This is a genomic window from uncultured Virgibacillus sp. (assembly GCF_947495635.1).
In the GTDB taxonomy this organism is placed as follows: domain Bacteria; phylum Bacillota; class Bacilli; order Bacillales; family Amphibacillaceae; genus Virgibacillus; species Virgibacillus salarius.
Genome location: NZ_CANMAB010000102.1, coordinates 1 through 14,998, shown reverse-complemented (window position 1 = coordinate 14,998; position 14,998 = coordinate 1). Strand labels below are relative to the sequence as shown.

The following is a 14,998-nucleotide window of genomic DNA, read 5'->3' as shown; positions in this document are numbered from 1 at the left end:
AAGATTCCAGCTATCATTTTTTGATAACTGGAATCTTTTTTAACTTCATAAGGGCTAGTTATGTCCCAGCCCCTTTTTATTGTTTCTTAATTCTGTTGTCTCATTCTCTTTATTCGTTGCGTTTTCTGGTTCTTTCCTTATGTAGTCGTAATCGATAAATACCTAACACGAGTGAAATAACAACTAAACTCTCTGTAATTGGCATTTGCATAACACTACTGAAAATCGTAAGTACAAATACACCAATTGCCAACATGATATATACCACAATCGTTTTAATCATCGGAAGCTTTCTAGCAAACCCCAGCTTAAATGCAATAATACTAAAGATAAGATTTAAAATATATAATCCTTCAAACAAATATTCCGTTCCAACTTGCTCGAGAACAAAATCAAATACTAGACTGAAATTCGAGTTCATATGTATCCCCCACTACTTATGTATAGCAATTTAAAATCCTTTTATTATCATACTAAATATTTAGCATGTTCGCCAGCCTAATATATGGTTACATACTTATATAAAACCCTTTGATCAAATAATCGATTTCCGATATACTAGATTTTGAGATAAAAGAGGTGTGGACATGAAAAATATAAATTTTCCAATGCTCTTATTAGCATTACTCGTTATTTTAATGTTTGTTGGCGTCAGCATATCGATAGCCTACCGTAATATATGGTTAGTGATTTTGTTTATATTATTGGGATTTGCTTTTATGGGATTTGGTATAAGCTTAAAGAAAAAAAGGAAGTGACTTTAAAAAGTCACTTCCTCGCTTTACGTACGTAATCTTCAAGAATGTTCTGTTGTATTTGTGGGTTACAGGTGAAGACAGAGTTCTTATCTAACATATTTATTTTATCCCCATCAATCGTTGAAGTTACTCCACCTACTTCATTAACAATAACCATTCCTGCCGCAATATCCCACGGTGAAAGACTAAGCGTTAAGTAGCCATCTAAAATGCCTTCAGCTACGTATGCAAATTCCAACGCTGCGGAACCATAAGTTCTCGTGCCTCTTATATCCCGAACGAGCTGTTGCATGATAGTTTCATCGACTAGACGATTCTTACACAACCAAAAATGGTTTAATCCGATGATCGCCTCATTAAAACGGACGTCTTGATTTAATAAAGGAAGTCTCGTCTCGCCTTTATAAGCCCCTTTTCCTCGTTTTGCACTATACAATATATCATCCATCACATTGTAAATAAGCCCAATCTCACCGATGTTGTCATGATAAATTCCAATTGATATAGCAAAATTTCTCTTTTGATGAACAAAATTCATTGTTCCATCAATTGGATCGATGATCCAAACCGTTCCAGCCATTGTTCTTATCTCATCACCAAAACCCTCTTCACTTAATATAAAATGTTCTGGATATTTTTTCTTTATCCGGGAAGCAAAGAAAGCTTCTGTATCTTTGTCCATTGTCGTGACTAAATCATTTGCATTGGATTTTGTATCAATAGTTAATGGATCGTTCATATGATTTCTAATTGTCCTTCCAGCTTCAAGTACCCATTCTACCGCTTGATGGTATACTTCTTCACGATACACTTCATCCATATGTATTCCTCCAATGTTTTCTATATAATACTATAGTATCAGAACTCTTGATGCGAGTCATCGGTTTCACTACCTTAGCTATAATCATTTCTAGTTAGTAAGAAAAAAGCGCAAGCGCCAAATTAGAAATGTAGTGACTGGAGTGAGTCAACAGACATAAAGGAATCACGGTGAGCTTGCGAGCCGATGATGACTTAGATTAGGGCGATTCGTGAAGTCGCCTCGTTTCTGGGTGCTAGAGCTGGACGCGGCTCAATATTTCCATATTTATCCACATGGGCAAATTTAATAATTTCATTATCTAGACTATGAAAAAACCCTCAATACGGATGAAATACCGTTATTGAAGGTCAAAGCACTCTATTCATTATCAATCTCCATTAGCTGTCTCCTCAGCTGCTTTAATCGCTCTTTACTTTTTATAATTCCTACAGTATCTTCACTCTTCATCGCATCATAAAGTGTTACAAGTTCATAATCAATTTCCATGCGGATCACAGGCAATTTTTCTTGGGCTTCTTTACGACGTAAAGCCTCCATAACGTACTTCAATTTGTACACAACCTTTCGATCGCTTTTAATATATTTATGAATATCATCACCATTTGGTTCAATAAATCTTATAATTCCGCTACTTATTGTTATAATTTCCCCTTAAAACGACTTGTTTAAACATTATATTTATAAAACTTGACTTGCTTTAATAAATACTTAATAATAATTATTATAATTAGAATCTGCAGAAATACACCTTGATAACTAGACAGAAGAAAGGGAGATTAAAATGGTTTTTAATGGTTTTGAAAAAAAAGATTTTGATACATTTTTCATTGATGGACTTGAATCAAGAATGGAGGCAATTCAAACACGGATACAGCCAAAATTTCAAGAAATCGGTAGCTTTTTGGCAGATTATTTAGCTACGCAAGTAGGGAATGAAGTATTCGTACATATTGCCAAGCATGCGCGTAGAACAGTAAATCCGCCAAAAGATACATGGCTAGCTATTGCTGCGAATAAACGGGGATACAAAAAACACCCACACTTTCAGGTAGGTTTGTTTGATGATCATGTATTCATTTGGTTAGCACTGATTTATGAACTAGATCATAAATCAGCCATTGCCCAGACATTCATTAATAGTTTTGATGAATTAAAACAACTTCCTAAAAACTTTGTCGTATCACTAGATCATATGAAAAAAGATGCAAAAAGTATAGAAGACTTAGAGCTAAAAGATGTTAAACGATTCCGCGACGTAAAGAAGGCTGAATTTCTAGTTGGTCTACATTTAGATAGAAATGATGACCGTGTGTATGATGGAGACGCATTCTTACATCAAGCAACAAGTACCATTGATTCTCTACTACCTTTCTATAAAAAAGCAGTAAATAGTAAATAGTATAGTGAACTACTCCCCCCACTTACCCTTACGGGTTGCTTGAAGAGGGGGCTTCTTGGGTAATCGCCACTTTTGGTAGCTGACGAAATGGACCAAGCTAACCCTCTTGTTCCAAGAGTTTATATTTTCATTAGGCACTTGCTAATAAGCGAATGCCTTCTTTTTTGATATGAAGCGCTGAATTATAATCTCTATCGAGATTTAGCCCACACGAACAAGCGTATGTTCTAATTTCTATAGGCATTGGTTGGGTATTTCCGCAACTCGAACAAGTTTTGGTAGATGGGAACCATTTATCAATATCCTTTGATTTTCAATCTATTTTTTTACTACTTCAATAGGCGAACCGCCAGTTGTCAACAAACCAAAACTTCTTGACCAAAACATTTCTTTCCATAACTTTTTACGAACAGGAGGAAAATCCCTCTTGCTAAGTCTTGAACTGGCACTTTTATAGGCATTGATGAATTTCGATCATTCACTGTTGGGTTGTGCTTTGAACAAAAAAGGAAAAAAGCCTTTGGGCTGTCGCCCAACCGAAATTCATCTCCCCCCTTACCGTTGGGCTCCGCCCTTCACACGCTTGAAGATGGAGACTTCTTTCGGAAGTACGTTAAAATACGCTTCGCCAGTTTTATTTCATAGATATTTTATGTTGATCTGAATCCCTTGCGTGTCTTATAACCGGAAAGCATGCATATCCAGATCCCTGTTCAAATTCTCGAAATAGTTTCTTCTCTTCACTCTTCGAGGGAACGACCTTCTTAAAATCATTATATACAGTCAATAATACAGTACGGTCAACGTTTTTTTCATATGCTTGTTCGACCAGTGAAAAGAATTGAACCACCTGTATTACTTCCTCCTTCGTCCAGGTTTCATCAATAGGATAATGATAACTCATGCCACGACCCCTTTCAGCATCAAGCTTTTATGTTTTGATAAGTCTCTTTCTATAACTATCTGGAAGATATTCTTCTCTGTGTCTGCTTCGCTCATTGCAGCAATCTGCTAACTCACTAGCATTCCCTACCGATAAATCAGCAAAAGCCGAATGAGCTAATCTCTTTGAAAGATTGGGTTTTTAATGTTTTTTAATGTTTAATTGCTAAAAACCTTTTCTAAAGAATTATATCAATAACTATTTCTTCTATTTTAGCATTTATTCTTGTTGAACGACTAGTATTTATGGTTGTCTTTTGCTATAATACTTTCGATATTTTAGTCTGACATCATAGAGAGGTGTTCCTATTGGATGAACAGCATCATACACCATTATTTACCGGTGTATTAGAACATATTAACAAAAATCCTATCCCCTTCCATATACCAGGTCATAAACAAGGAAGGGCTGCTGATGATACATTTCGTACGTTCTTAGGCGAGAATGCCTTTAAGATGGATTTAATTAATATTACACCTTTAGATGATCTACATCATCCACAAGGAATTATTAAGCATGCTCAAGAACTAGCTGCCAAAGCATTTGGTGCGGAGCACACCTTTTTTTCTGTGCAAGGAACAAGCGGTGCTATTATGGCAATGGTAATGAGCGTCTGTGGCCCTGGTGATAAAATAATTGTACCCAGAAATGTCCATAAATCTGTAACAGCTGCCATTATTTTTTCTGGTGCTATACCTGTTTTTATTCATCCAGAATTAGATAAAGTATTAGGTATTTCTCATGGAATTACGCCAACTTCTATTGAGCAAGCTCTTGAAGCACACCCGGAAGCTAAGGCGGTTTTGGTTATTAACCCTACCTATTTTGGTATTGCAGCAGACTTAGAAGAAATTGTAAAGATGGTACATTCATATCGTATACCTGTTTTAGTTGATGAGGCACATGGAGTACATATTCATTTCCATGATGACTTACCAATATCTGCCATGCAGGCTGGAGCTGACCTTGCCGCTACAAGTGTTCATAAATTAGGAGGATCATTAACCCAGAGTTCGATTTTAAACCTTCAAGGTACGCTTATTTCACATGAACGAGTACAAACAGTTATATCAATGCTAACAACGACTTCTACTTCCTATTTACTGTTAGCTTCTTTAGATACTGCAAGAAAACAATTAGCTACTAAAGGGAAAGAGCTCCTAACCAAAACGATAGAACTTGCCAACTATGCCAGAATTCAAATCAACAGCCTAGCTTATCTTTATTGTGCTGGCTCTGAATTATTAGGATCAGAAGCAATAAATCAATATGATCCGACTAAGTTAATCATTTCCGTGAAAGATTTAGGAATTACCGGTTATGAAGCTGAACTATTTTTAAGGGAAAAGCATGCGATAGAAGTAGAACTTTCCGATCTCTATAATGTATTATGCATCATTACCCCTGCCGATTCTCTTTCTTCCATTAGTAAATTAATGGAGGGGCTAAATCATCTAGAAAAAGTTAAGAAACAATCTGTAACGGATGTACAAGTTACCGTACCCGATATTCCCATCCTTGCTTTAGCACCTAGAGATGCATTTTATGCAGAGACAGAAACCGTCTTATTTCAGGAGGCAGCAGGTAGAATCAGCGCAGAATCCATTATGATCTATCCACCAGGGATTCCTATATTTATACCTGGAGAGATCATTACGAATGAAAATATCTCTTATATTCAAAAGAATATTGATGCTGGACTACCTGTACAAGGACTTCTAGATGAAACACTTGAAACGATCCAGGTAATTAAGGAATATAAGCCGTTTAAATGATTTTAAACTAATAACCAGTTTAACCATAATAGCAAACAATTTTTTATACTCTCTATCCACATTCCACATAAATTAGCCTATAATCATATTTTTAAATCCCATAATTGTACACAAAAAGATAGCTAGCCCTAATGAGAGCTAGCTATCTTTAATAGGTATATATTAACTTTATTATTTATTTTCACGGCAAGTCGGACAAGTACCATATAAAGTGGTAACTTTCTCTTCATCATAATGTTCAATGACTTTTTGACAATCTTGGCAAACAACTGTGCCCATTTGGCCCAACTCCTTTTTAATGAATTGTGATAGCGTATTCATATTATAATATGTCACATTAAAAAAATCAACCTTAAAATAGTATGACACATTTAATAATTAATCCAAATTAAAAACCGCTACTTTTCGCAGCGGTTGTAGATTACAGTATTATAATGTTTTGATTAGATGAGGATCAACCATTTCATAGCCCTTATCTCTCAACCCATTCACAATATTCTCTAATGCCTCGTTTGTCCATTCACGGTCATGCATCAATAAATTAGCGCCGGGTTTGAGCAGTGAATAATCAACCCCTACTTCAGGCCCCTCACCTGTTATCATTGCCGTGGTCAATTTCTTTGCATCCATATAAGGCTTAAAATAATCATATCCATATGTCCAATTCATTAGGACCATTCCTTCATCTTTTACAACCTGTTTTGAATGCTCCGTGTTAGACCCATGCGGTGCTCGAAAAAATAATGGTTTTTCGCCAATTATTTCTTCAATTTGATCACTAACTCTCACTATTTCTTTCGTTTGCTCTTCATCCGTTAAATCTTTTAAATTTGGGTGACTGTATGTATGATTACCAATTACAAATCCCATTTCATGAATTTGTTTTAGCATATCTCTTTGCTCTGGTGTCTCTAAGAAGTGTCCATTTACAAAAAAGATAGCATTTACATCTAACTTTTTTAAAGTGTTTGCCATTTCCAAAGCATGTTTATCAGGTACATCATCAATGGTTAATAAGACTACTTTTTCATTCGTATCTTCACCCAAAGGTACAACTGATGAATCATCCGCTATTTCATACATAGGCTCGGTTTGATCTTCCTCTTTGTTTTTTATGACCTCGGCATTTGAATCTTTGCCCTCTAATTCTCCACTGCTTTCTTTGTCGGTAGAATCGGTTGAATGATCCTGTTCTTGCTCTGGTTGTTGCATCGCTTCATTTGCACCACATCCAGCAAGCAGAAAAAGTCCTATCGCGATTATAAGTGTTATGAATGATGTCTTCATCAGATCGTCCCCTTGTTTAGTTTATTATTCTGTCACCTATATTATAGCCTCCATAAAATGCACTGACAATATGAGTAATATACCATTTCCTATAAAGTGAAAGTTTAAACACACTACGAATTGGGTAAGAAAATATATGGTATGATCCTCTTTGACAAGGGAATAGTAAAAGCATGAGGTGTGAGATTTGCCTCAGACCTTTACTATATGTTTTAATACACTAAGTGCGCCTACTACATAAGATCAAAGAAATTTTAAATAGAAAGGACAATTTTTGTGAAAAAAGTAACACGCGTATTTTATATCTCAGCTATTATCGCATTATTGTTTATTATTTGGGGCATTATCCCGAAAGATATATTGCCTAATGGAAATTTGGATAATGTAACGTCAATTATTCAAGGCTTTTTGGTAGATAAATTTGGATGGTTTTACTTATTAAGTGCAACTGCATTTCTAGGATTTGCGATCTACCTTATTTTTTCAAAATATGGAAACATCAAGTTAGGTCGACCAGGTGATAAGCCAGAATATAGTTATTTAACATGGTTTGCTATGCTTTTTAGTGCCGGTATGGGAATTGGACTTGTTTTCTGGGGTGCAGCAGAGCCTATTTCCCACTTTCATAACCCTCCATTTGGAGAAGCAGAAACGAATGATGCAGCTAAAGCAGCAATGCAATATAGCTTTTTCCACTGGGGATTTCATCCATGGGCAATCTATGCAACGATTGCATTAGCACTAGCTTATTTCAAATTCCGAAAACAGGCTCCAGGTGTGGTTAGTGCCATACTAGAGCCGCTATTTGGTGATCGCATTAAGGGTGGATGGGGTACCGCCGTAGATTTCATTGTTGTATTCGCAACTATTTTTGGTGTTTCAACCTCCCTTGGACTTGGCGCCATTCAAATTAGTGGTGGTCTTTCCTTTGTAACGGGTATTGAATCAACAATAACCTTGCAGTTAATTATTATTGCTATTGTTACAGTATTATACATGACTTCAGCTATGACAGGTTTAAACAGAGGAATTAAATATTTAAGTAATGCAAATCTAATGCTCGCATTATTATTAATGCTTTTCGTATTATTCTTAGGGCCAACGAATTTTATCATGAACTTTTTCACGACAACTCTAGGAAGTTATTTACAGAACCTTCCTAGCATGAGCTTAAGAATGACTCCATTCAACGAAGAAAATGCAGAATGGATTAATGGCTGGACCATTTTTTATTGGGCATGGTGGATTGCTTGGGCCCCATTTGTAGGAACATTTATCGCTAGGGTTTCCCGCGGTAGAACGATACGTGAATTTGTTTTAGGCGTCCTGCTCGTACCAACTATATTCGGAGCACTTTGGTTTTCAGTGTTTGGTGGATCAGCCATACACTTAGAAGCGAATGCAGGTGCTAATATCATGCAATACATTGAAAGTGGCGGTGAACAATTAGCCTTGTTTGCTGTACTAGAACAATTTCCTATTGGTATCGTTATATCCATCATTGCAATTTTATTAATCTGTACATTCTTCATTACATCAGCAGATTCAGCAACTTTTGTATTAGGAATGCAAACAACAGGCGGTAGCCTAGACCCAGCTAATTCAGTAAAATTCATTTGGGGTATTATACAATCGAGTGCTGCAGCAGTACTACTTTGGCAAGGTGGATTAAATGCTTTACAAACGGCATCCATAATAGCTGCCTTTCCATTTGCCATCATAATGCTACTTGTTGTTATCTCGTTAGTTAAGTCATTTAGACAGGAAGCAAAGGAAATTGATTTAGGAAGCAAAAGAAGGGGTTAGAACCTCAGCTTGTAGAAAAAGCCTTGTGTGTTTTCTACAAGCTTTTTTTGCGCAAACAGCAATAACAACAGTTTTTTTCTTTGAAGCTACGTTTTACTTTTTCTTTTCTCATACGGAAAATCCACTTACCATCATTAGAAAGGCGGTTCAAACGAACCTGCTCTTCCTTCTCACACATGACGAGTAACAGTTTTCTGGTGCTTGTGTACATTTTGCAAGACTCGAATCCCTATTACATCTGCATTTCGTTTTATTTATAGCTTTATTACTAATCCAACAGATGCGTTTCAATCCATTAACAGTTCAATAACAAACGCTATGTTAAGCATTCTATTTGGTAAACTGATGTATATATGATTATTAAACAGGTAGGTGAGGAAAATTAGAAGCTTATTCATCCCTGTACTTGCTTTATTCCTACTGATTTTTTCATCAGGATGCCAAGCGACAAATGCAACTACAATAGACGTTATTTCATTTCAACCGAATGGTTACAATGTTATGTTTTTTACAAATAACTCGAATAGTGATTTAGAGAATATATATTTTGATGCAATTATTGAGATAAAAGCTAAATATCCATCCGCTTTTAAAGATGTACAAAAAGAGGAAAAAACGATGGACGATTTAGAAATGGGATTAAAACCTGAATCACCTTCCTTAGTTATCATGAAAAACGGGAAGACAATCGAACATTTATCTGGAGATATAGCAAAAAATGATCTCATGGATAAATTAGAGCAAATCATCAACTAATAGATGGACTGAATGCTCCTATAAGTTGTTTGAAATAGAAAAAAACTCCCCCAGAAATAGTTTATCTTCTGCGGGAGTTTTCTACTATGTCTTATAGCAAAAATAGCAGTGGTTTTACCTGTACCTGGCTTAGATAATAATAACGACTAGACTGCCAGCTAAGGAACTCTTTATGCGAATAAAAAAGGCTACCTCAGCTGTTGTGAGATAGCCTCTAATTTATATTACAGCATATGAATTGGTGTACCTAAAGCTACCTCTGCAGCTTCCATCGTAATCTCACCTAAACTAGGATGAGCATGAATAGTTAGTGCGATATCCTCTGCTGTCATTCCAGCTTCAATCGCAATACCAATTTCAGCAATCATATCACTAGCATTTGGTCCAGCGATTTGTGCCCCAATTACAAGGCCGTCTTCTTTACGAGTGATTAATTTCATAAATCCATCACTATCATTTAATGATAGCGCACGACCATTAGCAGCAAATGGGAATTTAGCAGCTTTTACATCGTAACCAGCATCTTTTGCTTCTTGTTCAGTATAACCAACTGATGCTAATTCTGGATCAGAGAATACAACTGCAGGCATACCTATATAATCAATCTCTGATTTTTCTCCACTAATTGCTTCCGCAGCAACCTTACCTTCATAAGATGCTTTATGAGCAAGTGGCATACCTTCTACAATGTCACCGATAGCATAGATATTATCTATGTTTGTGCGACATTGTTTATCAATTTTTATTAGACCACGATCATTCATTTCAATACCTACTTGTTCTAGACCAAGCTCTTGGGTATTAGGACGACGACCAACTGTTACTAATACATAATCTGCTTCAATGGTTTCCTCTTTACCATTAACTTCATAGGATACTTTTACGCCATCTTTGGTTTCTTCAACACCTTTAGCCATAGCTTCTGTGATGATATTTACACCTTTTTTCTTCAGACGTTTTTTCACAACTTGCTTCATTTGTTTTTCGAAGCCACCGAGAATATCCTTTGTACCTTCAAGTACTGTTATTTCAGTACCAAAATTAGCATACGCTGTACCAAGTTCAGTTCCAATATATCCTCCACCGATAACGACCATTTTCTCTGGAATTTCTTTAAGGTTTAAGGCACCCGTAGAATCCAATACACGTTCAGAGAATTTAAATGTTGGAATTTCAATTGGTGTAGAGCCTGTTGCAATAATACAGTTATTAAAGGTATATGTTTGAGAGTTTTTCTCATCCATAACTTTTGCTGTATTTTTATCCACAAAGTAAACTTCACCTTTGATAATATCTACTTTGTTACCTTTTAACAGACCTTCTACTCCTGATGTTAATTTATTAACAACAGTACCCTTCCATTCTTGGACTTTAGTAAAATCTACAGTTACGTTCTCTGTTTTAATACCTAACTGTTCATTTCCATAAGCATGTTCTGTTAAATGTCCTGCTTGAATTAATGCTTTTGATGGGATACACCCAACATTTAAGCAAACTCCCCCGAGGTTACCTTTTTCAACAATTGTAACTTTTTGACCTAATTGTGCAGCTCGAATGGCAGCAACATAGCCACCTGGTCCAGCTCCAACAACTAACGTATCTACTTCAATTGGGAAATCTCCTACAACCATAACCTACGCCTCCATCATAATTAATTGTGGATCGCTTAATAATCGCTTAATTTGATTTAGCGCTAACTGTGCAGTTGCACCATCAACAATGCGATGATCAAAGCTTAATGATAATGCGAGTACCGGTGCAATTACTATCTCTCCATCTCGAACAATTGGTTTATCAGCAATTCTGCCGATTCCTAGAATTATTGCCTCCGGATAATTTAATACCGGCGTAAACCATTGTCCGCCTGCAGAACCAATATTTGTAATTGTATTTGAAGCACCCTTCATCTCTTCAGGTGATAGTTTACCACTTCTAGCCTTTTCTGCCAATTCATTAATTTCTTTAGAAATAGCAAAAATAGATTTACGATCAGCATTTTTTACAACCGGAACAAGTAGTCCTTTTTCTGTATCAGCTGCAATTCCAATATTATAATAATGCTTCTGAACAATTTCATTTGTCTCATCATCCACCGCAGCATTTAAAATCGGGAATTTCTTAGAAGCAGATACAAGTGCCTTCGCTACATATGGCAAGTAAGTTAGTTTAATATCTTGCTCCGCAGCTACAGCTTTAAATTTCTTGCGATGTGCTACTAATTCTGTAACGTCAACTTCGTCCATTAACGTAACATGCGGAGCTTTCGTTTTCGAATTAACCATTGCTTTAGCAATAGCTTTTCGAATTCCACTCATCGCTTCACGTGTTTCAGGATAGTTACCTTCAGTCACAGCAGTTGTAGCCGTAGGTGCAGAAGCTTCTTTTTTCGTTTCTTTAGCTTCTTCAGAAGTTTTAGCAGGCTGATCACCGCTTAGGAAGCTATCAATATCCTCTTTTAAAATACGGCCATTTTTCCCAGAACCAGTAACCTCTGAGATATTCACATCGTTATCACGCGCATATTTTCTAACGGAAGGCATTGCGATCACTCGTTTGTCGCTACCATCATTTGTAGTATCTTGCTTTTTATCAGCTGCTGTTTCTTGTTTTTCTTCTTCTTTAGGAGCTTCTTCTTTATTATCTTCAGAAGCTGAATCTTCTGATTCATAACCTTCTGCGTCAAACGTTATTAGTACATCTCCTACAACAGCTACCGTTCCTTCATCCACATGGAGTTTTTTTACTGTACCCTCAACTGGAGAAGGGATTTCTACGACAGCTTTATCATTTTGGACTTCACACAATACATCATCTTCTTTGATGTCATCGCCCTCATTTACGAACCATTTGACAATTTCGCCTTCATGAATTCCTTCACCAATATCTGGAAGTTTAAATTCAAATGCCATTCGTATTACCTCCTATCTCTTATTAAAAATTCATTACAGTGTTTACTTTTTCTACGATGTCTTTATGGTTTGGTAACCATACTTCTTCTGCTGCTGAGAAAGAATATACTGTATCTGGAGCTGCAACACGTAATACTGGTGCTTCTAAATGTAAAATTGCACGCTCTTGAATCTCAGCTACAACATTTGCAGCAATACCTGCTTGACGCTGTGCTTCTTGGACAACAACGACACGATTTGTTTTCTTAACAGATTCGATAATGGTATCAATATCTAGAGGTGAGATCGTACGTAAGTCGATAACTTCAGCCTGTACACCATCTTTTTCTAATTCCTCTGCTGCCTTCAATGAAGCGTGTACCATGGCACCGTAGGAAATAAGCGTAACATCTGTTCCCTCACGCTTAACTTCAGCCTTTCCTAAGTCGATTGTATATTCTTCCTCAGGTACTTCTCCGCGGAATGAGCGGTATAGCTTCATATGTTCTAGGAATAGCACTGGATCATTATCACGAATAGCTGAAATCAGCAAACCTTTTGCATCATATGGAGTTGAAGGAACTACTACTTTGATTCCTGGTTGTTGTGCAATTAATCCTTCTAAAGAATCAGCATGTAGCTCTGGAGTGTGTACTCCACCACCAAAAGGTGAGCGAATTGTAATTGGTGAACTATGTGATCCACCAGAACGATAGCGCATACGTGCCATTTGTCCACTAATAGAGTCCATTACTTCATATACGAAGCCGAAGAATTGAATTTCTGGTACTGGTCGATAGTCTTGTAAACCGAGTCCAATTGAAAGACCACCAATGCCAGATTCAGCTAACGGTGTATCAAACACACGATCTTCGCCAAATTCAGCTTGCAGTCCTTCAGTAGCACGGAATACGCCACCATTTTGACCAACATCTTCTCCGAACACAAGCACATTTTCATCATTTTTTAATTCTGTGCGTAATGCATCCGTGATTGCTTGAATCATTGTCATTTGTGCCATGATTTACTTCGACTCCTTTTCTTTGTATTCTTCCATTTGTTCTTGAAGGTTATATGGAAGTTCCTCATACATATTGCTAATAAAATCCGTTACTTTTTGTTTTGGATACTCATCAGCTTGCTTGATAGCTTTTTTGATCTCTTCTTTTGCTTCTTCAATTACTTTGCTTTCGTCTTCTTCAGACCATAGATTTTTACCTTCTAAGAATTTGCGGAAGCGAACAAGTGGATCTTTTTTCTCCCATTCGTTATCTAAATCATCTGTACGATAACGTGTAGGGTCATCTCCAGCCATCGTATGTGGACCATAACGATATGTTAATGTCTCAATAAGCATTGGGCCCTCACCATTAATAGCACGTTCACGAGCGTGTTTAGTTACAGCATAAACAGCAAGTACATCCATTCCATCTACTTGGATTCCTTCAATACCAGCAGCTACAGCTTTTTGTGCCAACGTTTTAGCATTTGTTTGCTTTTCAACAGGTACTGAAATCGCGAAGTAGTTATTTTGTACAAAGAAAATAGCAGGCGCTTTATATGCACCAGCAAAGTTTATTCCTTCATAAAAGTCCCCTTGTGATGTACCGCCATCACCAGTGTAAGTTACAGCAACTGCTTTCTTACCACGTTTTTTAATACCTAGAGCTACACCAGCAGTTTGTACATATTGTGCTCCAATAATAATCTGTGGACTAACTGCATTTACACCTTCAGGCATTTGATTACCATGAAAATGACCTCTTGAGAATAGGAAAGCTTGGTATAAAGGTAATCCTTGCCAGATTAATTGTGGAACATCGCGATATCCTGGTAAAAGAAAATCATCCTTTTCCAATGCAAATTGACTTCCTAATTGAGAAGCTTCTTGACCAGCAGTTGGTGCATAGAATCCTAAACGCCCTTGACGATTTAAAGCAATAGAACGCTGATCTAACACACGAGTGTATACCATTCTACGCATTAGTTCCTTTAATTCGTCATCAGATAGTTCGGGCATATCATCTTTATTGACAATCTTTCCATCTTCGTTAAGAATTTGGAACATTTCGAACTGACTTTCAACACTTTCTAATACGTGTTTCAAAATAGTTCACCTCTTCCTTTCTTTATATCCTTATTGGTATTGTCATTTCTAGCGTACCCAAAATACGAAAAAAATCTGTACTTTTTGCTATTAACTATGTACCCTTTTCCGTTTTAGATTAATCAAAGCTACTTTCACATTTATCTGTTACATAAATAAAGCAAAAATCATTAGTACAATTTCTTTTCATGTAAATTCTAGCTTAATTATTTCAGTTGGTCAAACACTTTGTTTTTATTAATTTATTTTTAAAACAGCCTAATAATGGCTAGTGATTTATATGGCATTTACCTCCCCTCTGTTATATTACATATTAAAAACTGTATTATAATCATTACCATTAAAATATTTATAACCAATGTTTCTATATAAAAATTAAAAAAACGGAGCAAAATTCGCTCAGTCCTTATCACTACATGCTCAGATTTACGCTTCCTCTAGTAGCTATTATGGAAT

15 protein-coding genes and 2 pseudogenes are annotated in these 14,998 nt (G+C 36.4%); 5 read left to right on the top strand and 12 right to left on the bottom strand.

Annotated elements, in window-relative coordinates; all coding sequences use genetic code 11:
• Positions 1-109: 109 nt before the first annotated feature.
• A complete protein-coding gene (locus tag Q1A47_RS17260) occupies positions 110-421 on the bottom strand; it encodes a YlaH-like family protein (protein ID WP_026680764.1) in 312 nt (103 codons plus the stop codon).
• Positions 422-587: 166 nt separating this feature from the next.
• Here Q1A47_RS17260 and Q1A47_RS17255 point away from each other — a divergent pair, with 166 nt between their 5' ends.
• Complete coding sequence (locus tag Q1A47_RS17255) at positions 588-758, top strand: DUF5325 family protein (RefSeq protein ID WP_161629269.1); 171 nt, start codon at positions 588-590, stop codon at positions 756-758.
• Between the two features lie 10 nt (positions 759-768).
• Here Q1A47_RS17255 and Q1A47_RS17250 read toward each other — a convergent pair whose 3' ends face one another.
• Both Q1A47_RS17250 and Q1A47_RS17245 read right to left on the bottom strand, forming a co-directional pair.
• The gene (locus Q1A47_RS17250) at positions 769-1,578 is read right to left on the bottom strand and encodes an inositol monophosphatase family protein (protein WP_166530960.1); all 810 of its coding nucleotides are present in this window, start codon (positions 1,576-1,578) and stop codon (positions 769-771) included.
• A 360-nt stretch (positions 1,579-1,938) separates the two neighbouring features.
• Positions 1,939-2,130, bottom strand: a complete 192-nt coding sequence (locus Q1A47_RS17245) for a hypothetical protein (protein WP_026680762.1) — start codon at positions 2,128-2,130, stop codon at positions 1,939-1,941.
• Positions 2,131-2,362: 232 nt separating this feature from the next.
• Here Q1A47_RS17245 and Q1A47_RS17240 point away from each other — a divergent pair, with 232 nt between their 5' ends.
• Positions 2,363-2,980, top strand: coding sequence for a YktB family protein (locus Q1A47_RS17240; protein ID WP_166530961.1), 618 nt, complete (start codon positions 2,363-2,365; stop codon positions 2,978-2,980).
• A 130-nt stretch (positions 2,981-3,110) separates the two neighbouring features.
• Here the strand turns inward: Q1A47_RS17240 and Q1A47_RS17235 are convergent.
• The 3 genes and pseudogenes from Q1A47_RS17235 to Q1A47_RS17225 form a co-directional block, all read right to left on the bottom strand.
• Positions 3,111-3,281 (bottom strand): annotated as a pseudogene (locus tag Q1A47_RS17235) (zinc ribbon domain-containing protein); the annotation flags it as partial.
• 17 nt (positions 3,282-3,298) lie between these two features.
• Positions 3,299-3,484, bottom strand: a pseudogene (locus Q1A47_RS17230) (transposase); the annotation flags it as partial.
• Between the two features lie 130 nt (positions 3,485-3,614).
• On the bottom strand, positions 3,615-3,884 hold the full coding sequence (locus Q1A47_RS17225) for a UPF0223 family protein (protein WP_026680760.1): 270 nt from the start codon (positions 3,882-3,884) through the stop codon (positions 3,615-3,617).
• 347 nt (positions 3,885-4,231) lie between these two features.
• Here Q1A47_RS17225 and Q1A47_RS17220 point away from each other — a divergent pair, with 347 nt between their 5' ends.
• Positions 4,232-5,698: an aminotransferase class I/II-fold pyridoxal phosphate-dependent enzyme gene (locus tag Q1A47_RS17220; RefSeq protein WP_246484910.1), complete on the top strand. Its 1,467-nt coding sequence runs from the start codon at positions 4,232-4,234 to the stop codon at positions 5,696-5,698.
• 171 nt (positions 5,699-5,869) lie between these two features.
• Here Q1A47_RS17220 and Q1A47_RS17215 read toward each other — a convergent pair whose 3' ends face one another.
• Positions 5,870-5,977: a GapA-binding peptide SR1P gene (locus Q1A47_RS17215; protein WP_080668661.1), complete on the bottom strand. Its 108-nt coding sequence runs from the start codon at positions 5,975-5,977 to the stop codon at positions 5,870-5,872.
• 150 nt (positions 5,978-6,127) lie between these two features.
• On the bottom strand, positions 6,128-6,985 hold the full coding sequence (locus tag Q1A47_RS17210; protein WP_026680758.1) for a polysaccharide deacetylase family protein: 858 nt from the start codon (positions 6,983-6,985) through the stop codon (positions 6,128-6,130).
• Between the two features lie 276 nt (positions 6,986-7,261).
• Between Q1A47_RS17210 and Q1A47_RS17205 the strand changes: the two genes are divergently transcribed.
• Positions 7,262-8,791: a BCCT family transporter gene (locus Q1A47_RS17205; protein ID WP_026680757.1), complete on the top strand. Its 1,530-nt coding sequence runs from the start codon at positions 7,262-7,264 to the stop codon at positions 8,789-8,791.
• A gap of 372 nt (positions 8,792-9,163) precedes the next feature.
• Complete coding sequence (locus Q1A47_RS17200; protein WP_026680756.1) at positions 9,164-9,547, top strand: hypothetical protein; 384 nt, start codon at positions 9,164-9,166, stop codon at positions 9,545-9,547.
• 224 nt (positions 9,548-9,771) lie between these two features.
• Here the strand turns inward: Q1A47_RS17200 and lpdA are convergent, their stop codons facing one another.
• The 4 genes from lpdA to pdhA are packed head-to-tail and all read right to left on the bottom strand — an operon-like array spanning position 9,772 to position 14,503.
• The gene (gene lpdA, locus Q1A47_RS17195) at positions 9,772-11,178 is read right to left on the bottom strand and encodes a dihydrolipoyl dehydrogenase (RefSeq protein ID WP_026680755.1); all 1,407 of its coding nucleotides are present in this window, start codon (positions 11,176-11,178) and stop codon (positions 9,772-9,774) included.
• A 3-nt stretch (positions 11,179-11,181) separates the two neighbouring features.
• On the bottom strand, positions 11,182-12,456 hold the full coding sequence (locus Q1A47_RS17190) for a dihydrolipoamide acetyltransferase family protein (protein ID WP_121605034.1): 1,275 nt from the start codon (positions 12,454-12,456) through the stop codon (positions 11,182-11,184).
• A 22-nt stretch (positions 12,457-12,478) separates the two neighbouring features.
• Positions 12,479-13,456: an alpha-ketoacid dehydrogenase subunit beta gene (locus Q1A47_RS17185; protein ID WP_166530962.1), complete on the bottom strand. Its 978-nt coding sequence runs from the start codon at positions 13,454-13,456 to the stop codon at positions 12,479-12,481.
• Between the two features lie 3 nt (positions 13,457-13,459).
• Entirely contained in the window at positions 13,460-14,503 is a 1,044-nt protein-coding gene (gene pdhA, locus Q1A47_RS17180; RefSeq protein ID WP_226983656.1) for a pyruvate dehydrogenase (acetyl-transferring) E1 component subunit alpha, read from the bottom strand.
• Positions 14,504-14,998 lie beyond the last annotated feature (495 nt).